Annotated in this window: 22 protein-coding genes; 7 read left to right on the top strand and 15 right to left on the bottom strand. The window is 69.1% G+C overall.

What is annotated here, in order from left to right; all coding sequences use genetic code 11:
• Window positions 1–92: 92 nt before the first annotated feature.
• The 9 genes from poxB to gabT form a co-directional block, all read right to left on the bottom strand.
• Window positions 93–1,817 carry a ubiquinone-dependent pyruvate dehydrogenase gene (gene poxB / locus WDU93_RS00285; RefSeq protein WP_337316158.1) on the bottom strand — a complete coding sequence of 575 codons (1,725 nt, stop codon included), beginning with the start codon at window positions 1,815–1,817 and terminating at the stop codon, window positions 93–95.
• A 30-nt stretch (window positions 1,818–1,847) separates the two neighbouring features.
• Window positions 1,848–3,113: a serine hydrolase domain-containing protein gene (locus tag WDU93_RS00290; RefSeq protein ID WP_337316160.1), complete on the bottom strand. Its 1,266-nt coding sequence runs from the start codon at window positions 3,111–3,113 to the stop codon at window positions 1,848–1,850.
• Window positions 3,113–4,855 carry a biotin carboxylase gene (locus tag WDU93_RS00295; RefSeq protein ID WP_337316162.1) on the bottom strand — a complete coding sequence of 581 codons (1,743 nt, stop codon included), beginning with the start codon at window positions 4,853–4,855 and terminating at the stop codon, window positions 3,113–3,115. The genes WDU93_RS00290 and WDU93_RS00295 overlap by 1 nt, the downstream gene beginning before the upstream one ends.
• A gap of 35 nt (window positions 4,856–4,890) precedes the next feature.
• The gene (locus tag WDU93_RS00300) at window positions 4,891–6,252 is read right to left on the bottom strand and encodes an NAD-dependent succinate-semialdehyde dehydrogenase (RefSeq protein WP_337316165.1); all 1,362 of its coding nucleotides are present in this window, start codon (window positions 6,250–6,252) and stop codon (window positions 4,891–4,893) included.
• 40 nt (window positions 6,253–6,292) lie between these two features.
• The gene (locus WDU93_RS00305; protein ID WP_337316167.1) at window positions 6,293–7,765 is read right to left on the bottom strand and encodes an NAD-dependent succinate-semialdehyde dehydrogenase; all 1,473 of its coding nucleotides are present in this window, start codon (window positions 7,763–7,765) and stop codon (window positions 6,293–6,295) included.
• A 28-nt stretch (window positions 7,766–7,793) separates the two neighbouring features.
• Entirely contained in the window at window positions 7,794–9,338 is a 1,545-nt protein-coding gene (locus WDU93_RS00310) for an APC family permease (protein WP_337316169.1), read from the bottom strand.
• Entirely contained in the window at window positions 9,335–10,228 is an 894-nt protein-coding gene (locus tag WDU93_RS00315) for a universal stress protein (protein WP_337316171.1), read from the bottom strand. Before WDU93_RS00315 ends, WDU93_RS00310 begins: the two co-directional genes overlap by 4 nt.
• Window positions 10,225–11,589 (bottom strand): flavin monoamine oxidase family protein, encoded by a 1,365-nt coding sequence (locus tag WDU93_RS00320; protein WP_337316173.1) that lies wholly within the window; start codon window positions 11,587–11,589, stop codon window positions 10,225–10,227. The genes WDU93_RS00315 and WDU93_RS00320 overlap by 4 nt, the downstream gene beginning before the upstream one ends.
• A 106-nt stretch (window positions 11,590–11,695) precedes the next feature.
• Entirely contained in the window at window positions 11,696–13,054 is a 1,359-nt protein-coding gene (gene gabT, locus WDU93_RS00325) for a 4-aminobutyrate--2-oxoglutarate transaminase (protein ID WP_337316175.1), read from the bottom strand.
• Window positions 13,055–13,150: 96 nt separating this feature from the next.
• Here gabT and WDU93_RS00330 point away from each other — a divergent pair, with 96 nt between their 5' ends.
• On the top strand, window positions 13,151–14,647 hold the full coding sequence (locus WDU93_RS00330; protein WP_337316177.1) for a PucR family transcriptional regulator: 1,497 nt from the start codon (window positions 13,151–13,153) through the stop codon (window positions 14,645–14,647).
• A 10-nt stretch (window positions 14,648–14,657) separates the two neighbouring features.
• Here WDU93_RS00330 and WDU93_RS00335 read toward each other — a convergent pair whose 3' ends face one another.
• Window positions 14,658–16,094 carry a helix-turn-helix domain-containing protein gene (locus WDU93_RS00335; protein ID WP_337316179.1) on the bottom strand — a complete coding sequence of 479 codons (1,437 nt, stop codon included), beginning with the start codon at window positions 16,092–16,094 and terminating at the stop codon, window positions 14,658–14,660.
• Window positions 16,095–16,235: 141 nt separating this feature from the next.
• Here WDU93_RS00335 and aceB point away from each other — a divergent pair, with 141 nt between their 5' ends.
• The 4 genes from aceB (at window position 16,236) to WDU93_RS00355 (ending at window position 20,582) form a co-directional block, all read left to right on the top strand.
• Window positions 16,236–17,882, top strand: a complete 1,647-nt coding sequence (aceB, locus tag WDU93_RS00340; RefSeq protein WP_337316181.1) for a malate synthase A — start codon at window positions 16,236–16,238, stop codon at window positions 17,880–17,882.
• Between the two features lie 45 nt (window positions 17,883–17,927).
• Window positions 17,928–19,523 (top strand): isocitrate lyase, encoded by a 1,596-nt coding sequence (locus WDU93_RS00345; RefSeq protein ID WP_337316183.1) that lies wholly within the window; start codon window positions 17,928–17,930, stop codon window positions 19,521–19,523.
• Between the two features lie 110 nt (window positions 19,524–19,633).
• Complete coding sequence (gene rraA, locus WDU93_RS00350; protein WP_337316185.1) at window positions 19,634–20,098, top strand: ribonuclease E activity regulator RraA; 465 nt, start codon at window positions 19,634–19,636, stop codon at window positions 20,096–20,098.
• Between the two features lie 31 nt (window positions 20,099–20,129).
• Window positions 20,130–20,582, top strand: coding sequence for a hypothetical protein (locus WDU93_RS00355; RefSeq protein WP_337316187.1), 453 nt, complete (start codon window positions 20,130–20,132; stop codon window positions 20,580–20,582).
• Between the two features lie 17 nt (window positions 20,583–20,599).
• Here WDU93_RS00355 and WDU93_RS00360 read toward each other — a convergent pair whose 3' ends face one another.
• Window positions 20,600–21,097, bottom strand: a complete 498-nt coding sequence (locus tag WDU93_RS00360; protein ID WP_337316190.1) for an Lrp/AsnC family transcriptional regulator — start codon at window positions 21,095–21,097, stop codon at window positions 20,600–20,602.
• A 121-nt stretch (window positions 21,098–21,218) separates the two neighbouring features.
• On the opposite strand from WDU93_RS00360, the gene ald reads away from it, so the two are divergent.
• Together ald and WDU93_RS00370 are read left to right on the top strand one after the other, a co-directional pair.
• Window positions 21,219–22,310 (top strand): alanine dehydrogenase, encoded by a 1,092-nt coding sequence (gene ald, locus WDU93_RS00365; RefSeq protein WP_337316192.1) that lies wholly within the window; start codon window positions 21,219–21,221, stop codon window positions 22,308–22,310.
• Between the two features lie 78 nt (window positions 22,311–22,388).
• Window positions 22,389–23,588 (top strand): pyridoxal phosphate-dependent aminotransferase, encoded by a 1,200-nt coding sequence (locus tag WDU93_RS00370; RefSeq protein WP_337316194.1) that lies wholly within the window; start codon window positions 22,389–22,391, stop codon window positions 23,586–23,588.
• 171 nt (window positions 23,589–23,759) lie between these two features.
• Here the strand turns inward: WDU93_RS00370 and WDU93_RS00375 are convergent, their stop codons facing one another.
• Genes WDU93_RS00375 through WDU93_RS00390 form a run of 4 tightly spaced genes read right to left on the bottom strand, consistent with a single transcriptional unit; the run spans window position 23,760 to window position 26,170 of the window.
• Window positions 23,760–24,155 carry a VOC family protein gene (locus WDU93_RS00375; RefSeq protein ID WP_337316196.1) on the bottom strand — a complete coding sequence of 132 codons (396 nt, stop codon included), beginning with the start codon at window positions 24,153–24,155 and terminating at the stop codon, window positions 23,760–23,762.
• A 32-nt stretch (window positions 24,156–24,187) separates the two neighbouring features.
• Window positions 24,188–25,324: a UDP-N-acetylmuramate dehydrogenase gene (locus WDU93_RS00380; protein WP_337316198.1), complete on the bottom strand. Its 1,137-nt coding sequence runs from the start codon at window positions 25,322–25,324 to the stop codon at window positions 24,188–24,190.
• 1 nt (window position 25,325) lies between these two features.
• Window positions 25,326–25,724 carry a MaoC/PaaZ C-terminal domain-containing protein gene (locus WDU93_RS00385; protein ID WP_337316200.1) on the bottom strand — a complete coding sequence of 133 codons (399 nt, stop codon included), beginning with the start codon at window positions 25,722–25,724 and terminating at the stop codon, window positions 25,326–25,328.
• A complete protein-coding gene (locus tag WDU93_RS00390; RefSeq protein WP_337316203.1) occupies window positions 25,724–26,170 on the bottom strand; it encodes an FAS1-like dehydratase domain-containing protein in 447 nt (148 codons plus the stop codon). The genes WDU93_RS00385 and WDU93_RS00390 overlap by 1 nt, the downstream gene beginning before the upstream one ends.
• Window positions 26,171–26,191: the final 21 nt, after the last annotated feature.

Here is a 26,191-nt window from a genome sequence, read left to right on the forward strand (position 1 = left end):
GGGATCCGCATCCCGCCTCGCCCGCTCGGGGCACGGTGAAGGATGCAGACAACTGCCTGTCCAGTGTACGACATCCGGCGACGTGCGCCGAATCAGAACAGCTGTCGCCAGTTCGCCTTGGCCAGATCCAGCAGTTCATCGCCGCGTCCGGAGAGGACGGTGCGGATGGCGTACAGGGCGAATCCCTTGACCTGCTCGGCCGTGATCGTGGGCGGCATCGACAGCTCCTGCCGCTCGGTGACGACGTCGAGCAGGGCCGGCCCGTCGTGGGCGAGCACCTCGGCGACAGCATCGGCCAGGTCTTCACTGCGCTCCACCCGGCGGGCGAAGATGCCCATGCCCTGGGCCACCGCGGCGAAGTCGGGGTTGATCAGGTCGGTGCCGAAGTTGACGAAACCCGCCGCCTTCATCTCGAGCTCGACGAAGTTCAGTGACGAGTTGTTCACGACGATCGTCTTGACCGGCAGCCGGTTCTGGGTGAGCGAGATGAGCTCGCCCAGCATCATCGTCAGGCCGCCGTCACCGGCCAGCGCCACCACCTGGCGCCCCGGCTGTGCCGCCTGGGCGCCGATACCGTGCGGCAGCGCGTTGGCCATGGAGCCGTGCGAGAAGGAGCCGATCAGGCGGCGGTCCTTCGTCATCCTGAAGTAGCGCGCCGCCCAGACGGTCGGCGAGCCCACGTCGGCGGTGAAGATCGCGTCGTCATCGGCCGCCTCGCTGATCAGGCGCGCGAGGTACTGCGGGTGGATGGGCTGGTGGCCGTGCGCCGGCACGGCGAGCTCGTCGAGCTTGGCCCTCGTCTTGCGGTAGTGCGCGGTCGCATCCTCGAGGTGCGCCCTGTCGTTCTTCTGCGCCAGACGGGGCAGAAGGGCGGCGACGGTGTCCTTCACGTTGCCAACGAGCCCGAGGTCGAGCGGATGCCGCTTGCCCAGCTGGGATCCGCGGATGTCGACCTGGATGGTGGTGGCGTGCTCGGGGTAGAACTGCGTGTACGGGAAGTCCGAGCCGAGCACGAGGAGCGCATCCGCACCCTCCATCGCCCGGTAGCCGGAGGCGAAGCCGAGCAGACCCGTCATGCCCACATCGAACGGGTTGTCGTGCTCGATGAACTCCTTGCCGCGCAGGGCGTGCACGATCGGTGCGCCCAGGCGGTCGGCCAGCGCGATCACCTCGTCATGCGCGCCCTCGACGCCGGCTCCGGCGAGGATCGTCACCTTCTTCGCCGCATTGAGCAGGGCGGCGGCTTCGGCCAGCTCGTCACCGCTGGGCGTGACCACGGGGCGGGTCTGCTGAACCTTCACCGCGCGGTCGTCGTGGATCTCGGCCAGGGCGACATCGCCCGGGATGACGAGTACGGCGACCCCGCGCTCTTCGATCGCAGCGCGCATCGCGATCTCGAGCAGGCGCGGCATCTGCTTCGGGTCGGCGACGTACTCCACGTACACGCTGCACTCGCGAAACAGCTCCTGCGGGTGGGTCTCCTGGAAGTAGCCGGTGCCGATCTCGACGGTCGGGATGTGGGCGGCGATCGCGAGCACCGGCACACGCGAGCGGTTCGCGTCGAACAGACCGTTGATCAGGTGCAGATTGCCGGGGCCGCATGAGCCAGCCACCACGGCGAGATCGCCGGTGATCGCGGCCTCCGCGGCGGCGGCGAACGCGGCGGACTCCTCATGTCGCACGTGCACCCACTCGATGCTGCCGTCCTTGCGGAGCGCGTCGGTGAAGCCGTTGAGCGAATCACCCGGGATGCCGTAGACGCGCTGGATCCCGTTGGCGTGAAGCGTGCGGACGATGTTCTCGGCGACGTTGGTCATGCCCAGACCATATGCCCGTTCTCAGCCTGTTCAGCTCACGGCACGCGCGACGGCGTCGAAGGCCTTGACGGTCCACAGCAGCTTCTCCGCGTCCTGCGGGGTGGGCCAGCTGGAGACCTTCGCGGCGACGACCATGGCGGGCCTGTTCACGTAGATCATCTGACCGTGGATGCCGAGGGCGAGGAAGACGTCCGCGCCCGGATACGGGAACCAGAATCCGTTGCGATACATCCCACCGGGCATGAGCGTCGGCTCCGGGGCGTTCGCGAACGCGGCCCGGGAGTCGGGTGCGCCGGCGAGGGTCTCGGCGATCCACCACTCCGGCAGCACCTGTCGGCCGTCGAGCGCAGCCCCGTCGCGGAGGAACAAGGTGCCGAAGCGCACGAGATCCTGCAGCGCGGCCGACACACCACCGTCGAACATGCCGGCCCCGACCGAGTCGACGCCGATGTTCGCCGCGTGGCGCGCCCCCATCGGCGCCCACAGCCGCTGGGACATGAGATCAGCGGCGTGCAGGCCCGTCGCGCCCTCGAGCACGAAGGCCAGCGCATCGGTCTCGCAGGACTTGTAGTCGAAGCGCCCGCCGTGCGGGCCGTCGGCGCGCAGCGAGGCGAGGAAGTCGAGCAGGGTCGCGGGGGCGTCGGGGTGCCGCCGGGGCGCCCACCCGATGGCCTGCTCGAGCAGACGCACCTCGGCGTTCTCGTCGAGGTAGGCCTCCGAGAAGTGCACCCCCGTGCGCATGTCGAGCAGGTCGCGCACGCGGGCGCCGTCATAGCCGGAGCCGGCGAGCGCCGGCACGTAGCTGGTCACCTGCGCACCGGCATCCAGCTCGCCGGCGCCCATCAGCACGCCGGCCACCGACGTCGTCAGCGACTTGCTGACCGACATCAACAGGTGCAGGGTCTCCGGGGTCATCGTCCCGTAGTACTGCTCCCCCATCACCGCGCCGTCACGGGCGATCATCCAGCCGTCGGTGAAGGTGGTGCCGATGACATCCTCGAACGGCGCCGAACGCGACTCCCACGGATGCGGCACCTCGATGTGCGCGAGGTCTGCGGGCACGCTCGGCAGCGCCAGCGACCGCTCCCCCGCCGGGATCGCGCGCACGGGCAGGAAATCCGCCATGTGCTGCATCGACCACTGGATGTTCGGCGCCGCCTGCCAGGCATCCAGCGGCGGCACGAGTCCTGCAGCCGCCGGCGCGATCGTCTCGATCGCCTCGGTCACCGGAGGCAACTCGATCGCCTCGGTGACGGCGGGCAGGTCGAAGGGCGTCTGATCAGACTCGAAGTTCATCACTTCGAGTCTGGCACGGCCATGTGGACCGCCTCGGCCACCGGAGCGGCCGGGGGCAGGACGGTCGTGGCGTACATCGCGCGGATCGAGTCGATGAGGTGGCGCGCTCGGATCGACAGCTTCCCGCCCAGCGTCTGCAGGCGTCCCTTGGTCACGAGGATGCCGAGGTCGGCGCCCTTCCAGCGGTAGTCGCCGGGACCGTAGATGCGCAGGAAGAACGCCTCATTCTCGCTGCCGAGCAGGTGCCAGTCGAGGTCGCCCTGCGAGAACGCGAGCCGGCCGTGGGCGTCGAGCACGTACCGACCGCTCGGCGGCGCCACGTCGATGTGCTCGACGGTGTCGGCCGTGTGCTTGATGATCATGTGGCTCCACACGTCGGCCGATGCCAGCTCTTCCCAGCGCTCGTTGACCTCGTCGACGTCGAGGGTGAAGTCGACGCCGGCGTACTCGAGCAGGTGGAAGACGAACAGCGGCACATCGGCATAGGCGCCGGCGGTGACGTTGGTGATGGCCGAGGCGCCCGAGATGCGCGGGTTCAGCTCGCCGAGGTACACCTCGCCCGTGTCGGTGTCGAGCAGCACGTCGACCTCGAAGAAGCCCCGGTACCCTTCCTGGCCGAGGCGGTCGCCGAGGGTTCGGACCATGCTCATGGCGGCGTGCCGGGTGGCATCGTCGAGCACGCCGGGGAACATCTCGTTGCCGGCCCAGCCACCGCGGTAGGGGGTGAGCTCTTTGTGCCCGGTGATCTCGGTCATGAACGGGCCGACGACGGTGCCGTGGCGGGTGAGGACGGCCTCGACGGCGATCGGGCGGTTGTTGATCCGCTTCATCACCTTGATCTCGGTGCCGAGCACGTCGCCTGCGATCTTGTCGAAGCCGCGCTTGTCGGTGACGAAGTACGTGGTCTTGCCTGAGTCGCCGTAGGCGGTCTGGATCACGAGATCCGTGCCGAGCCCCGCCTTCTCGGTGACCTCGACCAGCTGCTCCCACGAGTCGACCGTGGTGATGATGTTGGGCACGCTGGGCACGCCGACGGAGTCCGCGATGCGGGTGGTGGTCATCTTCGAGTCGAGCCGCTCGCGCAGTTCGGCCGAGGGCAGGATGAGCTCGTAGCCGAGCTCGGCGCAGATCGCCTCGGATTCCTCGTCGAAGAACACCATCGCGATCTTCGGCTTCTCACCGGCCGGGGTGAGGCGGGCGATGTGGGCCCGCACCTCGTGGTGCCGGAGCAGCCAGTTGTTGATCTCCTCGCCGCTCTGGAACTCGATGTACGGCTTGTGGATCGGGCTGAACACGCGCGGGTGCGTGCCCTTCCAGCTGTCGTAGTAGGTGATGTACGAGAAGCCGCGCACCCACCGGTCCAGCCCCAGCAGATTGAACGCCGAGGCGCCGACGAAGAAGATCGGCGTGCGGTTGGTGCGGAAGAAGTGCCGGATCTCCGACATGTTGCGCAGGCCGTGCGCCGGTTCGGTCCTCGCCCCCACCGCGATCTCGGGATCCAGGGTGGGAACGGCCACCGGAAGCGGACCGGTGGCCAGCGAGGAGGCCTTCGGCACGGGCGTGCGTGCCGTGGATCGTTTGGCGGCCGGCTTGCGGGCGGCGGGCTTCTTGGCCGCGGCCTTGCGCGCGGCCGGCTTGCGAGCCGCCGGCTTCTCGCCGGCGGCTCGAGCCTGGGGTTCCGCCGATTTCGCCTTCGAAGCTCGCGACGTTCCCTCGGCTGCGGGATCGGTGTTTCTCGCCATGGTCGTGCTCCTTCAGGTCTCTCGGCGGTGACGGCTCACCCGATACGGATGAGCTTCTTGTTGACGAACTCGTCGGCGGCCAGCAGGCCCATCTCGCGCGAGGTGCCGCTGCGCTTGACGCCGCCGAAGGGAAGTTCGGGGCTGTCAGCGAGCACGACGTTGACGAACACCATGCCGGCGTCGATGTTGTTGGCCACGCGCTCGGCCTGCTCGGCATCGGTGGTGAACACGTACGACCCGAGGCCGAACGAGGTGTCGTTGGCGAGAGCCACGGCAGCCTGCTCGTCGGCGACGCGGTAGACGACCCCGGCCGGGCCGAACAGCTCCTCGCCGTAGACGTCCATCTCAGGGGTGACGTCGGCGAGAAGCGTCGGGGCGAAGAACGCGCCCTCTCGGGTGCCGCCGGTGAGCAGCGTCGCACCCTGCGCGAGGGCGTGGTCGATCTGCTCCTGCAGACGCTCCGCTGCCAGCTCCGACGAGAGCGGGCCGAGGACGGTGTCCTCCTTCGTCGGGTCCTGCGCGGTCACGGCCGACAGACCGGCGACGAACTTCGAGGTGAACTCGTCGTACAGGCTGTCGACGATGATGAACCGCTTCGCCGCGTTGCAGGACTGGCCGTTGTTGTCGAGGCGGGCATCGATCGCCGCCTGCACGACGTCGTCGAGGTTCTCGGCGGAGAGGACGATGAACGGGTCGGAGCCGCCCAGCTCGAGGGCGACCTTCTTCAGGTTGCGTCCGGCGATCTCGGCGACGGCGGCACCGGCGCGCTCGGAGCCGGTGACCGAGACGCCCTGCACGCGCGGGTCGGCGATGATGTCGGCCGACTGCTCGTTCGTCGCGTACACGTTCACGTAGCCGCCATCCGGCAGGCCGCTGTCACGGTAGATCGCCTCGAGGGCTGCCGCAGACTCGGGGCACTGCGGAGCGTGCTTGAGGATGATCGTGTTGCCGATCGCGAGGTTCGGGCCGGTAAAACGCGCCACCTGGTAGGCGGGGAAGTTCCACGGCATGATGCCGAACAGCACGCCCAGCGGGGCGCGACGGACCACCGCGCTGCCGTCGCCGAGGATGTCCAGCGGCTGGTCGGCGGTGATCTTGTCGATGTTATCGGCGTAGAACTCGACGATGTCGGCGGCGAAGTCGACCTCGCCCTCGGCGGCAGCGATGGGCTTGCCCATCTCGCGCACCATGATCGCGGCCAGTTCGTCCTTGCGCTCGCGGTGCAGCTCGGCGATGCGGCGGATCACCACGGCACGCTCGGCGGGCGGCTTCGCCGCCCAGACCTCGGCGCCGGCGGTCGCACGGGCGATCGCATCCTGGATCTGCGCATCGGTGAAGGTGTCGTACGTGGCCACGGTCTCGCCGGTGGCGGGGTTGACGACGGCGTAGTCAGTCATGTTCGCTTCCTCTTCTGTAGAGCGGTGTCTCGTGCGGCGGTCAGTTCGGGATGAGCGTGTACTTCGTCGACAGGTACTCGTGGATGCCCTCGAAGCCACCCTCGCGGCCGACGCCGGACTGCTTGACGCCGCCGAACGGCGCGGCGGCGTTCGAGACGACACCCGCGTTCAGGCCCATCATGCCGGTCTCCAGCGCGTCGATCATCCGCATGCCGCGACCGAGATCTTCGGTGAAGACGTACGACACGAGTCCGTACTCGGTGTCGTTGGCCATGCGGACGGCCTCTGCCTCGTCGGTGAACGTGGCGATCGCCAGCACCGGCCCGAAGATCTCCTCGCGGAGGATGCCGCTGCCCGGCACGACATCGGTGAGCACGGTGGGCTCGTAGAAGCTTCCTGCGCCGTCGAGCGCCTTGCCTCCGGCGAGCAGGCGCGCACCGCGTCCGACCGCGTCATCGACGAGCTCGCCGGCCTTGGCGACGGCATCCGCATCGATGAGCGGGCCGATCGCGACGCCCTCCTCGGTGCCACGGCCGATCTTCATCGCCTGCACGCGCTCGGCGACGCGACGCGAGAACTCCTCGGCGACGTCCTGGTGCACGATGAACCGGTTCGCGGCCGTGCAGGCCTGGCCGATGTTGCGGAACTTCGCCGCCATCGCACCGTCGACCGCCTTGTCGAGGTCAGCGTCCTCGAACACGACGAACGGGGCGTTGCCGCCGAGTTCCATCGAGACCCGCAGCACACCCTCGGCGGCCTGGGAGATGAGCTTGCGGCCCACCTCGGTCGAGCCGGTGAACGAGAGCTTGCGCAGGCGCGGGTCGGCGATGATCGGCGCCGAGAGCGCGCCCGAGCGCGAGGTCTGCACGACGTTGACGACGCCCTTGGGCAGGCCTGCCTCCTCGAGCAGGCTCGTGAAGAACAGCGTCGTCAGCGGGGTCAGTGCCGGGGGCTTGATGACCACGGTGCAACCGGCGGCGAGCGCGGGAGCGATCTTGCGGGTCGCCATCGCGAACGGGAAGTTCCACGGCGTGATGAAGAACGACGGACCCACGGGACGCTGCGAGACGACCATCTGGCCGGTGCCCTCCGGGTTCGAGCCGAAGCGACCCGAGATGCGCACGGCCTCCTCGCTGAACCAGCGCAGGAACTCGCCGCCGTAGACGACCTCACCGCGCGCCTCGGCGATCGGCTTGCCCATCTCGAGGGTCATCAGCAGGGCGAGGTCTTCCTTGTGCGCCTGCACGAGGTCGAACGCGCGGCGCAGGATGTCGCTGCGGGTGCGCGGGGCGGTGGCCGCCCAGGCATCCTGCGCCGCGACGGCGGCATCGAGCGCACGGATGCCGTCGGCGGGCGTCGCGTCGGCGATCTGACGGATGACCTCGCCGGTGGCCGGGTCGTGCACGTCGAACGTGCGCTCCCCCTCGGCCGCGACCCACTCGCCGCCGATGAAGAGGCCGGTGGGGATGCGGTCGAGCAACTCCTGCTCGTTGGGTGCGATCTGCGTGGTCATGAGCTCTCTTTCTCTGTGGAGGGGAGGGTCAGCGCCGGCGGGCGCTGGGCGGGGCGTCCATGCTCAGCGTCTCGCCACGGAAGAAGGCAGGGCGACGGATCGACTGCCAGATCATGATGGCGATGCCGGCGACGATCACCGTGACACCGAGGATGAACACGAGCCCGACGCCGCCGATGCTCGATCCGCTGCCGTACTCGGGGTCCATCGAGTCGATCAGGGTCGTCACGAACAGCACCGCGAGGATGCCGCCGCCGACCAGCGGGAACAGGAACGTGAAGAAGAAGCTGCGCGCCGAGTCGAACCACTGCTTGCGGAAGTACCACACGCAGGCGAAGGCGGTCAGGCCGTAGTAGAAGCAGATCATCATGCCCAGCGACAGGATCGTGTCGGTGAGCACGTTCTCGCTGACCAGACGCATGACGGCGTAGAACACCGAGGCGACGATCGCCGAGACGATGGTGGCGTAGCCGGGGGTGAAGAACCGCGGGCTCACCGCGGCGAACTTCTTCGGCAGGGCGCCGTAGTGCCCCATCGCCAGCAGGGTGCGGGCAGGGCCCACCGCCGTCGACTGCAGCGAGGCGGCCGAGCTGGAGAGCACGGCGAGCGAGACCAGGAACGCCAGCGGACCGAGCACGGGGTCGGAGAGCGCGAAGAAGACGTTCGCCGAGATGTCCTCGTTGGCAAGTCCCAGCGGCCCGGTGCCGACACCGGCGAACATGATCAGGCCGACGGCGAGCAGCAGGTAGAGGCTCACGACGATGATGACCGTGAGCATCGCGGCGCGACCGGGGGTGCGCTCGGGATCCTTGGTCTCCTCGTTCATGGTGAGCACGACGTCCCAGCCCCAGAAGATGAAGATGGACAGCGACAGACCGGCGGCGAAGGCGCTGAAGGTGGGCACCTCGAACGGGTTGAACCAGGACCACGAGAAGGCGGTGGGGTCGGGTGCCTCACCGTCGAGGGCCTTGATGATGGCCACGGTCGCGAACAGCACGAGCACGACGAGCTGGAAGCCGACGAGGATGTACTGGAAGCGCTGCGTGGTCTGCATGTCGCGGTACGACACGAGCGTCGCGCCGAGCATGAACAGCAGGCAGACCACGACGTTGATGATGGGGTTGAACGCCAGGTCGGCGATGGCCTCGTTGCCGCTGAGCTGGGCGATGAGCAGGAACAGGAACTCGACGGCGATGCCGGCGAGGTTCGACAGCACGATGACGGTCGCGGCGATCAGGCCCCATCCCGTCATCCAGCCGATCCACGGGCCGAAGGCCCGCACACCCCAGGTGAACGAGGTGCCGGAGTCGGGCATGGCGCGGTTCAGCTCGCGGTATCCGAACGCGGTCAGCAGCATCGGGATGAAGCCGACGAGGATGATCGCGGGCACCTGGGTGCCGACTTCGGCGACGGTCGGACCGAGCGAGGCCGTGAGGGTGTAGGCCGGTGCGATCGTGGCGATGCCGATGACGACGGCGCCGAGCACGCCAACGGTGCCGACGCTCAGTCCCTTGCGGGAGATGCCGGTGGTGACCGGCGATTCGGGCCCCATTGCCCGATCAGTGTTGCTCATGGACGGACTCCTGCTTCGGCGCGGGTGCGCGGGACGACGATCATCGGGACGGGAAGGACGTGCAGCATCTTCGCTGCGGTCGATCCGAGGAAAAGCCGGCGGGGCTGGGCGAGCCGGCTGGAGCCGACGAGCATGACCTCGCCTTCCTGCCAGGGCAGGTGAGCGACGGCATCCTCGACACTGTCGCCGGGCGCCTGCTCGACGATGACCTCGACCTCGGCGGGCAGTGCCGCCTTGGCCGTGCTGAGGACATCGCCGCCATGGGTGGCGCCGATCTGACGGATCTCACCGGTGTCGAGCCCGGGCGGGGCATCGAAGGGCACCAGCGAGACCAGACGCAGCGCACTGCCGGCATCCGTGGCCAGCGTGACGGCCTCATCGAGCAGGGCGTCGGCGCCGGGGCGGGTGCCGATCGCGACCGTGATGCGGCCGATCGGGGCCAGGCTGTTCAGTCCGGCGGCGGTGCCCGCGGGGGCGAGCGCGACGGGAATCGTCGACGAGTGCAGCAGCTCGGATGCCACGCTGCCGAGGCGGTGGCGGCCGAACAGACCGCCGCCGGCGGCGCCGATCACGATCAGGCGAGCGTCGAACTCCTCACCGGCGGCGATGAGGCCGGCGGCGAACGACTCCGAGAAGCGCACATGCCCATGCCGGACGATGTCGGCGGGGATGGCGGTCATCGCCTCGGCGAGCCATTCCCTGCCCTGCGTGCGGATGTACTCCTCGTACGCCCGCTCGGGGGCGACGGCCGCATTGCGGGTGCCCTCCACCGGCATCACGATGACCAGGTGCAGATCAGCCTTCAGGCAGCGCGCGAGGCGGGTGCCGAGGGCCACCGCATCCGCGCCGGCATCCGTCGCGGTGTAGCCGACGACGACCGAGCCGGTCATGCCCGTGCTGCTTCCACGATCTGCTCGGCGACCAGGCGACCCATGCGGATCGCACCGTCGACGTGCTGGTACCCGGCACCGGCCATGTCGCTGCAGGCGAAGCTGATCGGGCCGACGGGGGTGCGCAGGTCGGCGCCGTAGCGGTGCAGGCCACCCATGTCGAAGCTGGCCGCGTAGGCGCCGCGGGTCCACTCCTCGCTGCCCCAGTCGCTTTCGTAGTACACGATCGGGTTCTTCGCCTCGGGCCCGTAGTAGTGCGAGAGGGATTCGAGGATGCGCTCCTTGCGCTCCTCGGCGGAGAGCGTGAAGACGTCGTCGGCGTTCTGGTCGGAGACGAAGCCCACCAGAGTGCCCCGCTCGTCGCCGTAGTTGGTGTTGTCGTACGCCTCGTGCGAGAGCTCGTACGGGCTGAACGCGGTGCCGCTCAGGCCCTGCTCACGCCAGAACGGGCGGTCGTAGACGGCGTGCACCTTGACCACGAAGCCCATCGAGAGGTGCTGGTGCAGCTGGTGCTGGCGGCGCGGCAGCGGCGGCACGAAGCTGATGCGGTTGTAGAGCACGGGGGCCAGGGCGAGGATCGCACGGCGGGCGTGCACGGTGAGTTCGTCGGTGTAGGCGGTCACGCCCTCGTCGCCCCACTCCAGGGTGCGGACGGGCTGGTTCAGCAGCACGTCGTCGCCGAGACGCTCGGCCAGGTGCAGCGGCACCTGCTGCAGACCGCCGACGACGCGCTTGTCGAGGATGAAGTCGGCGTCGACGAGGTTCGAGTACGAACCGGCGGATGCGGCCATGAGCAGCGACTGCAGCAGCGAGAAGGTGTGCGTCGGCTTGGTGAGCATCGCCGAGCCCGTGGCGAAGGCGAGGTTGCGGACGGCCTCGTCATCGTCGGTCTGCGCGCGGAGCCAGGCATCCCACGTGATGTGGTCCCACTCCTCCGCCTTCGGGTGCTCCCACGGACGATCGGGATCGATCTCGGCGACCATCGCGTCGAGGCGTTCGGTGATCTCAGCGATCACGGCCTCGGTCTCGGGCGAGACGGGGAACATCTCGCCGGTGAAGCGGTGACGCTCGCCGTCGGGTCCGATGTAGACGCTGTCGCCGTCGCGGTAGCGCGAGTACGTCTCGAGCCCCAGTTCGGCGACCGTCTCGATGAGCGCATCCTGATCGGGCGACACCCACTGTCCGCCGATCTCGAGCATGGCGCCGTCGATGACGTCGGTCCAGAGGCGGCCACCGACGCGGTCGCGCGCTTCGAGCACGACGACCGAGAGGCCGGCTTTGCGCAGTTCGTTGGCGGCCGTGAGGCCCGCCGCTCCGGCACCGACGATGACCACGTCGCGCGTGAGCTCCTGAGTGTTCATGTCAACTTCCTCGTTGTCTGGTGTGGCAGGGGTGAAGCATGTCGGGGGAAGGAAGGGTATCCCGGTCGCGGCCCGATATCCCCCGATACGGGCCGCGACCGGTGGTTCAGAGTGCCTTCAGCGCGGCGGCGATGACGTCGAGGCCCTCGCCGAGCAGCTCGTCGCCGATGGCCAGCGGGGGCAGGAAGCGGATGACGTTGCCGAAGGTGCCGCAGGTGAGCACGATCACGCCCTGGGCGATGGCCGCCTTGGCGACCGCCGACGTGAGGGCGGCATCCGGCGCGCCGGTCGCCGGGTCGACGAATTCGGCCGCGATCATGGCACCGTGGCCACGGATGTCACCGATGCGGGCATCCTCCTGCTGGATCTCCCGCAGGCGAGAGGTGAGCAGCGCGCCGATCTCGGTGGCCCGCTCGACCAGGCCTTCGTTCTCGTAGACGTCGATCGACGCGAGCGCAGCAGCGCAGGCGATCGGGTTGCCGCCGTACGTGCCGCCCAGGCCGCCGGCGTGCGCGGCATCCATGATGTCGGCGCGACCGGTGACACCGGCCAGCGGCAGACCGCCGGCGATGCCCTTGGCCGTGGTGATGAGGTCGGGCTCGATGCCGAAGTGCTCGCTGGCGAACATCGCGCCGGTGCGGGCGAAGCCGGTCTGCACCTCGTCGGCGATGAAGACGACGCCGTTGTCGCGGCACCAGGCCACGACATCCTCGAGGAAGCCGTCGGCCGGAACGATGAAGCCGCCCTCGCCCTGGATGGGCTCGATGATGACGGCGGCGAGGTTGTCGGCGCCGATCTGCTTCTCGATCAGGGTGATCGCAAGGGCCGCCGCCTCAGGGCCGGTCAGTCCGTCACGGTAGGGGTAGGAGGCGGGGACGCGGTAGACCTCGGGGGCGAACGGGCCGAAACCGCTCTTGTAGGGCATCGACTTGGCGGTCAGCGCCATGGTGAGGTTGGTGCGGCCGTGGTAGCCGTGGTCGAAGGCGACGACAGCCTGGCGGCCGGTGTGCTTGCGGGCGATCTTGATCGCGTTCTCGACGGCTTCGGCACCGGAGTTGAACAGCGCGGTCTTCTTCGCGAAGTCGCCCGGGGTGAGGCGGTTCAGCGCCTCCGCGACGTCGACGTACGACTCGTACGGCGACACCATGAAGCAGGTGTGCGTGAACTGTGCGGCCTGAGCGGCGACGGCCTCGGCGACCTTGGGGTGCGCGTTGCCCACCGAGGTGACGGCGATGCCGCTGCCCAGGTCGATCAGGGAGTTGCCGTCGGCGTCGAGGAGCACTCCCCCGCCGGCGGCGACGGTGACGACGGGCATCGAGTGCGCGACGCCGGCCGCGACGGCCTCCGACTTGCGGGCGAGGATCTCGGCCGAGCGCGGGCCGGGCAGTTCGGTGACGAGGCGACGGACCTGCGGGAGGGAGGGTCCGCCGATGGGCGCGGTCGTAGGCTCATCGATGAGGGTCATGTGGTGAGGCTACGGCGCCACCCCTTCCGAATGCATTCGCCGGAGCGTACAATCAAGCTGAATACTTCGCCGATTCGTACATCAAGAGGCTCCGCCATGGACACTGCCGCCGCGCCGACGCTGCGCGCCCTGATCGGGCGACCGGATCTGCGCCTTCGCGCGGTGACCGCCCAGGAAGACCTTCCGGAGGGCGCGCTCGATCGCGCGGTGCGCTGGGTGCACAACTCCGACCTGGCCGATCCGACACCCTTTCTGGCTGATGATCTCGTGCTGTTGACCACCGGCACGCAGTTCTCGGCCGCGACGGATGTCGCGGCCTACGTCGCCCGGCTCGCCCGCCGCGGCGTCCTCGGCCTCGGCTTCGGCTCTGGGGTGCACCGCAGTGGTGTGCCGGAGGAGCTCGTCGAGGCGTGCCTGGCGCATGGCTTAGCGCTATTCGAGGTGCCCTACGACATCCCCTTCCTGGCGATCGCCCGCGCACACGCCGAAGCGATCGCCGCCGAGGCCTACGCCCGCCGCACCTGGGCCCTCGAAGCACAGCGCGCGCTGGCCGTGGCGGCGCTGCGCCCGCGGGGGCTCGAGCCGACGCTCGCCGAGCTGTCGCGGCGGCTCGGCTGCTGGGTCGGCATGTTCGACGCCTCCGGATCGCCCGTGCATCAGCATCCGGCGGCATCGCACGACGCCGCCGAGGTGGCACCGGCGGTGAGCGACCTGCTCGCCCGCGGCGGCGCCGCCAGCCGCACGACCGAGAGCGCCGAGCAGGCGTACACCCTGTTCACGGTGGGGCGCACGGGCCACCTGCGCGGGGTGATCGCGATTGCCGCGACCGCCCTTGACCCCGAGACACGGGCCGTGGTGACGTCGGTGATCGCGATGGCGGGCCTCGCTCTGGAACAGAGCGAGCAGCTGTCACGGGCGCGACGCCGCCTGCACACCCAGCTGCTCGGGTCGCTCCTCGGAGACGATCCGACGCTGGCGCGACGCGTGCTCGGTTCGCTCCCCCACGCACCCGTGGTGGTCGCCCTCGCCGACAGCGCTCGCGCGAGCACGGCGATCGAATGGTGGGATCGGCGACGCGCGGAGACCGGCACCGCCGCCTTTCTCGCCGAGGGGCCCGACGGTCTGACGATCTGCGTGTCGGCCGAGGATGCCGGCGCCATCGACGACCTGGCCGCCCAGCTGGGAGCACCCGTGGGCCTGTCGGGAGCGTGGGACTACGGACGGTTCTCGCAGGCGCATGCGCAGGCTCAGACCGCCCTGCGGCGCTCGAGCGGCCCCGGCGTCACCCGGTATGCGGATGCCGCCTCGGGCGGCGTGCTCGACGCGCTGGCCACCGATGAGGCCCGCCTGATCGCGCAGACCCGGCTCGCCCCGGTGCGCGAGCACGATGCGGCCTCCGGCGCCGAGCTGGAGCGCACCCTGACCGTGTGGCTCGAACACGACGCCGGCATCGAGAGCGCCGCCGCCGCGCTCGGCATCCACCGTCACACCTTGCGCTCGCGCATCGCGCAGGCCGGAACCCTGCTGGATGCCGACCTGTCGTCGTTCCCGGCGCGCGCCGAACTGTGGGCGGCACTGCGCACGGCGGAGTGAGAGACCCGCGTCACACCGGAGCGTGCGCCTCGAGGAACTCGTAGACGTCGGTCGTGTCCACGCCAGGGAAGGCACCGGTGGGCAGGGTCGCCAGCAGTGTGCGCGGCGTCTTCACGTTGGGCCAGGAGTTCTCGCGCCAGCGCTCCTCGAGATCGGCGGGTGCCCGACGACAGCATGTCTCGACCGAATGCTTGGACACGCCGCGGTTCGGGGTGTCGCGCCCGACGAACCAGCGCGTGTCGTCGAATCGCACGCCCACGCTCACCGAGTGCAGTCCCTCGCTGGAGGGCTCCACGCGCGCTGTGCACCAGTAGGTGCCGTTGCCGGTGTCGGTGTACTGGTAGTAGGGGTTGAACCGGTCTTCCACGTCGAACACGACCCGGCTGGTCCACTTGCGGCAGCACATCTGGCCCTCGATGGCGCCCAGGCGGTCGGTGGGGAAGTTCACATCGTCGTTCTCGTACGCCTTGGTGATCGTGCCGGATTCGTGCACCTTGAGGAAGTGCACCGGGATGTCGAGGTGGCGGGTGGCGAGGTTGGTGAACCGGTGCGCGGCGGTCTCGTACGACACGGAGTACGTGTCGCGGATGTCTTCGATCGAGATGGCGCGACGCGCCTTGGCATCCGCCAACATCGGCACCACGTGCGCTTCCGGCACGAGCAGGGCCCCGGTGAGGTAGTTCGTCTCGACACGTTGCCGCAGGAATTCCGCGTAGCTGCGCGGTTCGGCATGGCCGAGCATGCGACTGGACAACGCCTGCAGCACGGCCGTGCGGGCGTCACCCTTGGCCGGGATGCTGCTGGAGAGGTACAGCCGCCCGTTGGCGAGGTCGGCGACGCTGCGGGTGGTCTGCGGCAGGTCGGGCGCGTAGTGCAGCGTGAACCCGAGGTGGGCGGCGATCTCTGAGGCCGTGCGCTGGGTGAGCGGCCCGCCCGGATGCCGCACAGCGGCGAGGATCTCGGCGGCCTTGGCCTCGAGATCGGCGAAGTGGTTGTCCTGTGTGCGCATGAGGTGGCGCAGTTCGACGTTGGCGCGCCTGGCCTCTTCGGGGGTGGCTGCCCGCTCATCGCGGAGCCGCTCGATCTCGCCGTGCAACGCCAGCATGGCGGCGAGCGCCTCGGAGGGCACCGACTTCGCGATGCGGAACGGGGAGATGCCCAGCGCTTGAAAGGTCTGCCCCTTCATCGCGCGTTCCAGGGTGATCTCCATGCTGCTGCGCTCATCGAGCGGCTCGCCCTCGAGCAGTGCGTCGATCGTGGTGCCGAGCGCCTTCGCGATCGCCTGCAGCAGGGTCAGCTTGGGCTCGCGCTTTCCGGTCTCGAACATCGACAGCTGACTGGGGGCGCGGCCGATCGCCGTGGCCAGTTCCTCCAGGGTGAGACCGCGCGCGGTGCGCAGCTGGCGGATGCGGCGGCCGATCGTGAGCGCGTCAGATTCCTCGTCCATGGCCGCGAGTCTGTCACAGAAACAGAAATTCGAGCAAACTTCTCCTCTGATTTGGCCAGGAGGGCCGCGGAACTTCACTCAAGGTGGAACCAAGCCACCCGGCACACCGCCAGATCATTCGACGGAGAAAGGTCACCGATCATGAGCACCCCCACCATCACCGCCCCGGTTCCCACGGCGCAGCAGGGCCCGTCGATCACGGTCACCGGCCCCCTCCGCGAGCGCTATGACGAGATCCTCACCCCGGAGGCCATCGCCTTCCTCGCCGAGCTGCACCACCGATTCGCCTCCCGCCGGCACGACCGGCTCGCCGACCGCATGCGCCGGCGCTTCGAGATCGGCAACGGCCACGACCCGCGCTTCCGCGACGACACCGCGCACATCCGCGAGGACGCCGACTGGCAGGTCGCCGGAGCCGGGCCCGGCCTCGAGGACCGCCGCGTGGAGATCACCGGCCCGACCGACCCGAAGATGACCATCAACGCGCTCAACTCGGGCGCTCGCGTCTGGCTGGCCGATCAGGAAGACGCCACCAGCCCCACCTGGCGCAACGTGATCGAGGGCCAGCTCTCGCTGCGCGACGCGATCCGCGGCGAGCTCAGCTACACCTCACCCGAGGGCAAGGAATACCGCGTCACCGCTGAGCGGACGCCCACGATCGTGATGCGCCCGCGGGGCTGGCACCTGCCCGAGAAGCACATCGAGTTCGTCGACCGCGTGGGCCGCACCACCGCGGCATCCGGTTCGCTGGTCGACTTCGGCCTCTACTTCCTGCACAACGCGCAGGCCCTGATCGACGGCGGCCGCGGTCCGTACTTCTACATCGCAAAGCTCGAGTCCAGCGACGAAGCCAAGCTGTGGGACGACGTGTTCTCCTTCGCCGAGGAGTACATCGGCATTCCGCACGGCACGATCCGCGCAACGGTGCTGATCGAGACGCTGCCGGCGGCGTTCGAGATGGACGAGATCCTCTACGAGCTGCGCGACCACTGCGCGGGCCTGAACGCCGGACGCTGGGACTACATCTTCTCGATCATCAAGAACTACCGCGGGCGCGGCGCTCGGTTCGTGCTGCCCGACCGCAGCGAGGTGACGATGACCGTCCCGTTCATGCGCGCCTACACCGACCTGCTCGTGCAGACCTGCCACAAGCGCGGCGCCTACGCGATCGGCGGCATGAGCGCGTTCATCCCCAACCGCCGCGACCCCGAGGTGACGGCGCGGGCGATCTCGAAGGTCGCCGCCGACAAGAAGCGCGAGGCCGGCGACGGCTTCGACGGCACCTGGGTGGCCCACCCCGACCTCATCCCGACGGCGCAGGCCGAGTTCGACGCCGTGCTCGGCGACCGCCCGAACCAGGTCGACCGCCAGCGACCTGATGTGCACGTGGCGGCATCCGACCTGCTGGATCTGCACATCGGCCGCCCGATCACGGCCCAGGGTGTGCGCGACAACGTCTCGGTGGCCATCCGCTACCTCGAGGCCTGGCTGCGCGGACTGGGCGCCGTCGCGATCGACAACCTCATGGAGGATGCCGCGACCGCCGAGATCAGCCGGTCGCAGGTGTGGCAGTGGATCCACCAGGACCGCACCACCGAGGAGGGCACCCCGATCACGAGCGAGTACGTCGAAGGCCTCATCCGCGAGGTGCTCGATGCGGCGCCGCGTTCGGAGGGCGACCGGTTTGACGACGCCGCCGAGATCTTCCGCGAGGTCGCGCTGCGCGAGGAATTCCCCACCTTTCTCACCCTCGGTGCGTACAACCGCTACCTCGTCGAGACCGACTGAGCCACCACAGACCCGATCCACCATCCCCACCAGAAGAGGCATGACATGACCACGTACCAGAACGACATCGACGCGATCCGGTCGCTCACCCAGACCCACGGCTCCGCCTGGCGCGCCATCGACCCCGAGGCGGCCGCACGGATGCGGGCGCAGAACCGGTTCCGCACGGGACTCGAGATCGCGCAGTACACCGCCGACATCATGCGCCGCGACATGGACGAGTACGACGCCGACTCGTCGGTCTACACCCAGTCGCTCGGCGTGTGGCACGGCTTCATCGGGCAGCAGAAGCTCATCTCGATCAAGAAGCACCTGAAGTCCACGAACAAGCGGTACCTGTACCTGTCGGGCTGGATGGTCGCCGCGCTGCGGTCGGAGTTCGGTCCGCTGCCTGATCAGTCGATGCACGAGAAGACCGCGGTCCCCGCGCTCATCGAAGAGCTCTACACGTTCCTGCGCCAGGCGGATGCCCGCGAGCTCGACCTGCTCTTCACGCAGCTCGACGCGGCTCGTGCCGGCGGCGACGACACCGCGGTGGAGTTCATCCAGTCACAGATCGACAACTACGAGACCCACGTGGTGCCGATCATCGCCGACATCGACGCCGGCTTCGGCAACCCCGAGGCGACGTACCTGCTGGCCAAGAAGATGATCGAGGCCGGCGCCTGCGCCATCCAGATCGAGAACCAGGTCTCGGACGAGAAGCAGTGCGGCCACCAGGACGGCAAGGTCACCGTGCCGCACGAGGACTTCCTGGCCAAGATCAACGCGGTCCGCTACGCGTTCCTCGAGCTCGGCATCGACAACGGCATCATCGTCGCCCGCACCGACTCGCTGGGTGCCGGTCTCACCCAGAAGCTCGCCGTGACGAACGAGCCGGGCGATCTGGGCGACCAGTACAACTCCTTCCTCGACGTCGAGGAGATCTCGGAGGCCGAGCTCGGCAACGGCGATGTCGTGATCAAGCGCGACGGCAAGTTGCTGCGCCCCAAGCGCCTGGCCAGCAACCTTTACCAGTTCCGTCCCGGCACCGGCGAGGCCCGCGTGGTGCTCGACTGCATCACGTCGCTGCGCAACGGAGCAGACCTGCTGTGGATCGAGACCGAGAAGCCGCACGTCGAGCAGATCGCCGGCATGGTCGACGCCATCCGTGAAGAGATCCCGAACGCCAAGCTCGTCTACAACAACAGCCCCTCGTTCAACTGGACGCTGAACTTCCGTCAGCAGGCCTACGACCAGCTCGTCGAGCAGGGGGCCGACGTCTCGGCGTACGACCGTGCCGCGCTGATGAGCGTGGACTACGACGACACCGAGCTCGGGCGCCTCGCCGACGAGAAGATCCGCACGTTCCAGCGCGACGGGTCGGCTCGCGCCGGAATCTTCCACCACCTCATCACGCTGCCGACGTACCACACGGCGGCGCTGTCGACCGATGATCTGGCCCAGGGCTACTTCGGCGACGAGGGCATGCTCGCCTACGTCAAGGGCGTGCAGCGGCGGGAGATCCGCGGCGGCATCGCCACGGTCAAGCACCAGAACATGGCCGGCAGCGACCTCGGCGACAACCACAAGGAGTACTTCGCCGGCGACGCCGCCCTCAAGGCGGGCGGTCAGCACAACACGATGAACCAGTTCAGCTGACACGGCTGCACCCTTCGACAGGCTCAGGGACCCAGAAACCACACGGGTCGCTGAGCCTGTCGCCATTGGGTCGCTGAGCCTGTCGAAGCGTCACCACCGAAGGAGACCCCATGATCCCGACCGCCGACCTCTATGACGAGCACGGCGACGCCCTGCAATCCCTCGCCCTGCAACTGCGTTCCTTCGGCGGGCATCCTCGCTTCGCGGGCCCGATCCGCACGGTGCGTTGCTTCGAGGACAACGCACTGGTCAAGAGCGTGCTGGCGACGCCCGGCGACGGCGCGGTGCTCGTGGTCGACGGCGGCGGATCGCTGCAGACCGCGCTGATGGGAGACCTCATCGCGCAGAGCGCGGTCGACAGCGGGTGGGCGGGCGTGCTCATCCACGGCGCGATTCGCGACAGCGTGGCGATCGCCGAGCTGCCCCTCGGGGTGAAAGCGCTCGGCACGAATCCGCGCAAGAGTGCGAAGGAGGGTGTCGGCGTCGTGGATGAGGCCGTCACGATCGACGGCGTGGTGTTCCGCCCCGGCGCACGCCTGTTCGCCGATGAAGACGGCGTGCTCGTCGAACGGTGACCGGTGCGCGCCCAGGGCGTAGCCTGGGCACATGCGTGAGAAGACGGATGCCGCAAGCGTCTGGGACGACGTGGCAACGGAGTTCCTGCACCTGTACCCGCGAGGTGGTCGCCTGATCGGGGTCGCGGGAACGGATGCCTCCCGCTCGACGGCTGCCGCAGATGAGCTCGCCGCCGCTCTCGCCCGTGCGGGACAGACCATCGAGCGCACGCACTCCGACGATGGCGACGAAGGCGCCCTGCGCGACGGGCCGATTGCCGCGTTCCGCACCGACCGCACCGCGGACCGCGTGCTCGTCGCGTCCGGCCCGGCGGCGCTGCTGACACCGAGCGCCCGCGGCCTGTGGAACTTCAGCGTGTGGCAGCTCGCCGGCGATGAACAGCCGCACACCGCGGCATCCGTCCTCATCGACGTCACCGACCCTGCCCATCCCACTCGGCGCTTCGCCGACTACTGCGCCCTCCCCGCCGCCTACAGCGCCTGACCGGCGAGCCGGACGCGTCAGAGGAACGACGCCGCGACCGCGTTGCGGTGGTAGTCGAACACGACGCTCGTGCGGGTGGATGCCACGCTGCTCTGCGCTGAGAGGTGCTCGAGCACGAACTCCCGCATCTGCGACGAGTCCGCCACAGCGATGTGCAGCAGGAAGTCGTCGTCGCCGCCGAGGAAGAACACCTGAATCACCTGCGGCAGTGCGCGCACCCGCTCGGCGAACGCGACGATGCTCTCACGGCGCGCGCTGGGGCGCAGGCTCACTCCGATGATCGCCTGCAGGCCGGCACCCAGCATCCGCTCGTCGACGCTGGCGTGGAACCCGGTGATCACGCCGCGCTCGACGAGTGCGCGCAGCCGGGCATGCGCGGTCGAGGGGGCGACGCCGAGGCGTCCGGCGAGCTCGGCGTTCGTCATCCGTCCGTCAGCGGTGAGCAGCGCGACGATCTGCGTGTCGATCGCGTCCAGCGGCTGAACGCTGTTCGGCGAAACTGCTGGTGAGCCCATGTCCATGCGAATCATTATTCAGGATTTCGGGACAGAACGAATGTTCTTCGGATGCCCTGTCTCTCTGCCGATGTTTCTGCGATTCTGAAGGAGATTTGTTGCGCCCAGTTTTGGAGGATCGATGAAGATCGGCGTGCCCACCGAGGTCAAGAACAACGAGAACCGCGTAGCTCTCACGCCGGCGGGCGTCGACCGGCTCGTCCACGACGGCCATGAGGTCTTCGTGCAGGCGGGCGCGGGTCTCGGGTCGAGCATCACCGACGACGACTATCGCGCCGCGGGCGCACAGATCGTCGCGACCGCCGCTGAGGCGTGGGGCGCGGCCGACCTGCTGCTGAAGGTGAAGGAACCGATCGCCCAGGAGTACGGGTTCCTCCGCCCCGACCTCACTCTCTTCACCTACCTGCACCTGGCGGCCGACCGGCCATTGACCGAGGCCCTCGTCGCCGCCGGCACCACGGCGGTCGCCTACGAGACCGTGCAGTTGCCCGACCGCAGCCTGCCGCTGCTCGTGCCGATGAGCGAGATCGCCGGCCGCCTCTCGGTCACCATGGGCTCGTATCACCTGCTGCGCTCGAACGGTGGGCGTGGCACCCTGCTCGGTGGCATCGCCGGCACCCCGCGGGCGAAGACGGTCGTGATCGGCGGCGGTGTCGCCGGCGAGCACGCCGCGGCGAACGCCCTGGGCCTGGGGTCGAAGGTGACGGTCATCGACATCTCACTGCCGCGCCTGCGCGAGCTCGAGCACCGCTACGGCGGCGCTCTTGAGACCCGCACGTCGAGCCGGTACACGATCGCCGAAGAGCTCCGCGACGCCGACCTGGTGATCGGCTCGGTGCTCATCCCCGGTGCCGCGGCGCCCAAGCTCGTCACCGACGCCATGGTCGAGACGATGAAGCCCGGCTCCGTGCTCGTGGACATCGCGATCGATCAGGGCGGATGCTTCGAGGGTTCGCATCCGACCACCCACGACGACCCCACCTTCGCCGTGCACGACTCGATCTACTACTGCGTGGCGAACATGCCCGGTGCGGTGCCGGAGACGGCCACCCGGGCGCTCACGAACGCGACGCTGCCGTACGTGGCGGCGATCGCGAACAAGGGGTGGGAGAAGGCGGCGTCCGACGACGCGGCGCTCGCAAAGGGACTCAACGTGCAGGGCGGGCGCATCGTGCTGGATGCGGTCGCGCAGGCGCACGGACTGGCCTCGTAGCACTCCGACGAAAGATCGCCGTTTCTTGATGCCGCTGCGGGCCTGTCCGGCGCGGGTCACGCGAGTACGCTCGTAGTCGTGACTGAACGCGCTCCTCTCTCTCGCAAGCTCTCCGCCATCGCCGAGTCGGCCACCCTCAAGGTGGATGCCAAGGCCAAAGCCCTCAAGGCCGAGGGCAAGCCGGTGATCTCCTATGCCGCCGGCGAGCCCGACTTCGCCACGCCGCAGTTCATCGTGGATGCCGCGGCCGAGGCTCTCGCCGATCCCGCCAGCTACCGCTACACGCCCGCGGGCGGCCTGCCGGTGCTGCGCGAGGCTGTCGCGGCCAAGACGCTGCGCGATTCGGGCCTTGAGGTCTCCCCCAGCCAGGTGATCGTGACCAACGGCGGCAAGCAGGCGGTGTACCAGGCCTTCCAGGCGGTGGTGAACCCCGGCGACGAGGTGCTCCTGCCCGCCCCGTACTGGACGACCTACCCCGAGGCGATCCGCCTGGCCGACGGCGTGCCGGTGGAGGTCTTCGCCGGCGCCGACCAGGACTACAAGGTCACGGTCGAGCAGCTCGAGGCCGCACGCACCGACCGCACCACCGTGCTGGTGTTCGTCTCGCCGTCGAACCCCACCGGCTCGGTCTACACGCCCGAAGAGACCCGCGCGATCGCCGCGTGGGCGCTCGAGCACGGCATCTGGGTGATCAGCGACGAGATCTACCAGAACCTCACCTACGAGGGTGTCAAGGCGATGTCGATCGTCGAGGCGCTGCCCGAGATCGCCGGCCAGACGATCCTCGTCAACGGTGTCGCCAAGACGTACGCGATGACCGGTTGGCGTGTGGGCTGGATGGTGGGCCCGGCGGATGCCATCAAGATCGCCGGCAACCTGCAGTCGCACCTCTCCAGCAACGTCAACAACGTCGCGCAGAAGGCGGCCGTCGCCGCACTCAACGGCCCGCAGACCGAGGCCGAGCAGATGCGTGAGGCGTTCGACCGTCGTCGCCGACTCATCGTGTCGGAGCTGTCGAAGATCGACGGCATGCGTGTGCCGAACCCGCTGGGCGCCTTCTACGTGTACCCCGATGTGCAGGGCCTGCTCGGCCGCACCTGGGGTGGCGTGACCCCGACGACGTCGCTCGAGCTCGCCGACCTCATCCTCGACCAGGCCGAGGTGGCCGTGGTGCCGGGTGAGGCCTTCGGCCCCTCGGGATACCTGCGCCTGTCGTACGCGCTGGGGGATGACCAGCTGCTCGAGGGCGTGCAGCGCCTGCAGCGCCTGTTCGCCTGACCCCGCCGTCTCGACGCCGCGCCGCGCCGCGCCCGCACACTGCACGCGCCCGCCCCCTTCGCGCGCGCCCCTTCGCCGAGACCCCGTCTTATCGCCGAGACCCCGCGCTGTGGACGCACGCAGCACGGGGTCTCGGCGCGTACCCGGGGTGTCGGCGCGGGGCTCGGGCGGTCAGCCCTCGAAGCCGATGAGCCAGCGGATGCCGTAGCGGTCGACGAGCGTGCCGTCGTAGTCGCCCCACGGGCGCTGCTGCAGCGGGTCGATCACGTGCCCGCCGGCGGCGAGCGCATCGAACCACCCGGTGAGCGTGGAGTCGTCGGTCGTGCCGAGCAGAGACAGGAACATGCCGCTCATCTGCACGCCGTCGTCATCTGCGCCGGCATCCGCCGCGGCGAGATCGACCGGGCCCGACAGCTGACCATGCGCGATCGCATCGCCCGGCCCATCGTGTCGCCCGGCCGTGGCGTAGTCGAACAGGCGCAGCTCACCGCCGAACACGGAGCGGTAGTGATGCAGCGCCTCGGCCGCGTTTCCGGGGAAGAGCAGATACGGCGTCGGTACAGTCATCCATCGAGCGTACGTGGCAGGTGCAGAGGCCGCTACAGCTCCACGTCGACGAGCACCGGCTCGGGCTGCAGCAGCAGGCCGAACTCGGCGTGCACGCGGCTCTGGATGAACCGGGCCAGCTCCGAGACCTCAGCGGCCGTCGCCCCTCCCCTGTTGGTGAGGGCGAGAGCGTGCTTGGTCGAGACCGAGGCGCGCGAGCGCGGCAGCTTGAATCCCTTGCGGATGCCGGCGTGCTCGATCAGCCAGGCGGCGCTGACCTTCACCTCAGCCTCGCGGACGATCGGCGTCGGCATGACACCGCCGTAGACAGCGAGCGGAATCACCGTGACGGTGTCGAGGTCGGGTTCGACGGGCCACCGCGGGCACTCGGCGGGGAGCGATCGCGCTACGCGCTCGGACACGATCGCGTTCTGGAAGAACGAACCGGCGCTGTGCGTGTCGGGGTCGGCGTCGTCGAGCAGCATCCCCTTCGCCGCGCGCGTGGCGAGGATGCGCTCGCGCACCCACGGCAGCGGCACCGGCGCGTGATCTTCGAGACCGAGGGCCCGTCGCAGCTGCTCCCCACGGATCACGCGGCCTTCGCTGCCAGTGGCGGCGAGGTCGAGCGTGACGGAGAGGATGACGGCCCGCCGATCCGGCGCCGAGCCGTAGTGGTGCTTGAGCACCGAGGTGCGGAAGCCAAGGCCGAGCTCCTCGGCTGGCACGGTGATCGGCCCGATGGCATCCTCGTCGATGAGCTCCACCTCGACGAGCGTTTCCTGGATCTCCTGGCCGTATGCGCCGATGTTCTGCACCGGTGCGCCGCCGACGGTGCCGGGGATGCCCGACATCGCCTCGATCCCCGCATACCCCCGCTCCACGGCATAGGCGACGAGCTCATCCCACGAGTGACCCGCCTGCACACGCAGGCGCACGCGCCCCTCGTGCGGCGACGGCAGCTCTTCGACGCCGCTGGTAAGAACGCGGATCACGGTGCCGTCGAACGGCACGTCTCCGGCGAAGAGGTTCGATCCGCCACCGAGCACGAACCACTCATCACCCCGCGCCCAGGTCTGCTGCAACGCGTCGATCAGCTCGGGAACCGTGTGCGCCTCGAGCATCCGCTCCGGGGCGGCTCCGGTGCGGAGTGTCGTCAGTTCGCGGAGCGGGATCGGCGTGATCTCGGCCATGTCAGAGCGCCACCCGCAGCTGCGCCTTGACCAGAACCGTGTTCTCGGCGTACTTGACCGTGAGGTCGATGCGCGCCGAGGTGTCGTCGACCGCCCCGACCTTGGCCACGACGTGCACATCGGCGCCGGTGTCGGGGTCGACGACGACGGGCTTGGTGAAGCGCACCCCGTAGTCGATGAGCTTCACGTCGGCGGGCAGCGCCGCAAGCACGACCGATGACGCGAGGCCCATGGTGAGCATCCCGTGCGCCAGCACGCCGGGCAGCCCGACAGCGGCGGCGATGTCGTCTCGGTAGTGGATCGGGTTGAAGTCGCCCGAGGCGCCGGCGTACCGCACGAGCGATTCACGCGTCAGGTGCAGGGTGCGCTCGGCGATGACATCGCCCACGGCGTAGCCCATCACTCCCCCTCTCCCACCAGCAGCACGCTGGTGGCGGTGACGACATGCGCACCGCTCGTGTCGGTGATGATCGCCTCGCTGGTGATCATCGCGTTGCCCCCGAGGGTGCGGATGCCGGTGACCTGCAGCTGTCCGGTGAGCTCGTCGCCGGCGACGATCGGGCGCGAGTACTGGAACTTCTGCTCGGCGTGGATCGTGCGCGAGAGCTCGATCCCGGAGTCGTCGAGGGCGAGGAGCTGCTGCAAGGTCTGGTCCTGGATGACCATCGCAAAGGTCGGCGGGGCCACCACGTCGGCGTACCCGGCCGCGCGCGCGGCCTCGACGTCGGTGTGCTGCGGCGCATCGGCGAAGACGGCGCGCGCGAACTCGCGCACCTTCTCTCGCCCGACGAGGTACGGGGCGGTCGGCGGGAACTCACGTCCGACGAGATCAGGGTTCACTGGCACCCTTCGATCCTACCGAGGGGC

The organism is Microbacterium istanbulense, from assembly GCF_037204145.1.
Taxonomy (GTDB): domain Bacteria; phylum Actinomycetota; class Actinomycetes; order Actinomycetales; family Microbacteriaceae; genus Microbacterium; species Microbacterium istanbulense.

Bases quoted from the DNA above. Each gene is read 5' to 3' on its own strand.
- poxB (WP_337316158.1), bottom strand. From the start codon at position 1,817: ATGACCAACGTCGCCGAGAACATCGTCCGCACGCTTCACGCCAACGGG.
- WDU93_RS00290 (WP_337316160.1), bottom strand. From the start codon at position 3,113: ATGAACTTCGAGTCTGATCAGACGCCCTTCGACCTGCCCGCCGTCACC.
- WDU93_RS00295 (WP_337316162.1), bottom strand. From the start codon at position 4,855: ATGGCGAGAAACACCGATCCCGCAGCCGAGGGAACGTCGCGAGCTTCG.
- WDU93_RS00300 (WP_337316165.1), bottom strand. From the start codon at position 6,252: ATGACTGACTACGCCGTCGTCAACCCCGCCACCGGCGAGACCGTGGCC.
- WDU93_RS00305 (WP_337316167.1), bottom strand. From the start codon at position 7,765: ATGACCACGCAGATCGCACCCAACGAGCAGGAGTTGCTCGACCGCATC.
- WDU93_RS00310 (WP_337316169.1), bottom strand. From the start codon at position 9,338: ATGAGCAACACTGATCGGGCAATGGGGCCCGAATCGCCGGTCACCACC.
- WDU93_RS00315 (WP_337316171.1), bottom strand. From the start codon at position 10,228: ATGACCGGCTCGGTCGTCGTCGGCTACACCGCGACGGATGCCGGCGCG.
- WDU93_RS00320 (WP_337316173.1), bottom strand. From the start codon at position 11,589: ATGAACACTCAGGAGCTCACGCGCGACGTGGTCATCGTCGGTGCCGGA.
- gabT (WP_337316175.1), bottom strand. From the start codon at position 13,054: ATGACCCTCATCGATGAGCCTACGACCGCGCCCATCGGCGGACCCTCC.
- WDU93_RS00330 (WP_337316177.1), top strand. From the start codon at position 13,151: ATGGACACTGCCGCCGCGCCGACGCTGCGCGCCCTGATCGGGCGACCG.
- WDU93_RS00335 (WP_337316179.1), bottom strand. From the start codon at position 16,094: ATGGACGAGGAATCTGACGCGCTCACGATCGGCCGCCGCATCCGCCAG.
- aceB (WP_337316181.1), top strand. From the start codon at position 16,236: ATGAGCACCCCCACCATCACCGCCCCGGTTCCCACGGCGCAGCAGGGC.
- WDU93_RS00345 (WP_337316183.1), top strand. From the start codon at position 17,928: ATGACCACGTACCAGAACGACATCGACGCGATCCGGTCGCTCACCCAG.
- rraA (WP_337316185.1), top strand. From the start codon at position 19,634: ATGATCCCGACCGCCGACCTCTATGACGAGCACGGCGACGCCCTGCAA.
- WDU93_RS00355 (WP_337316187.1), top strand. From the start codon at position 20,130: ATGCGTGAGAAGACGGATGCCGCAAGCGTCTGGGACGACGTGGCAACG.
- WDU93_RS00360 (WP_337316190.1), bottom strand. From the start codon at position 21,097: ATGGGCTCACCAGCAGTTTCGCCGAACAGCGTTCAGCCGCTGGACGCG.
- ald (WP_337316192.1), top strand. From the start codon at position 21,219: ATGAAGATCGGCGTGCCCACCGAGGTCAAGAACAACGAGAACCGCGTA.
- WDU93_RS00375 (WP_337316196.1), bottom strand. From the start codon at position 24,155: ATGACTGTACCGACGCCGTATCTGCTCTTCCCCGGAAACGCGGCCGAG.
- WDU93_RS00380 (WP_337316198.1), bottom strand. From the start codon at position 25,324: ATGGCCGAGATCACGCCGATCCCGCTCCGCGAACTGACGACACTCCGC.
- WDU93_RS00385 (WP_337316200.1), bottom strand. From the start codon at position 25,724: ATGGGCTACGCCGTGGGCGATGTCATCGCCGAGCGCACCCTGCACCTG.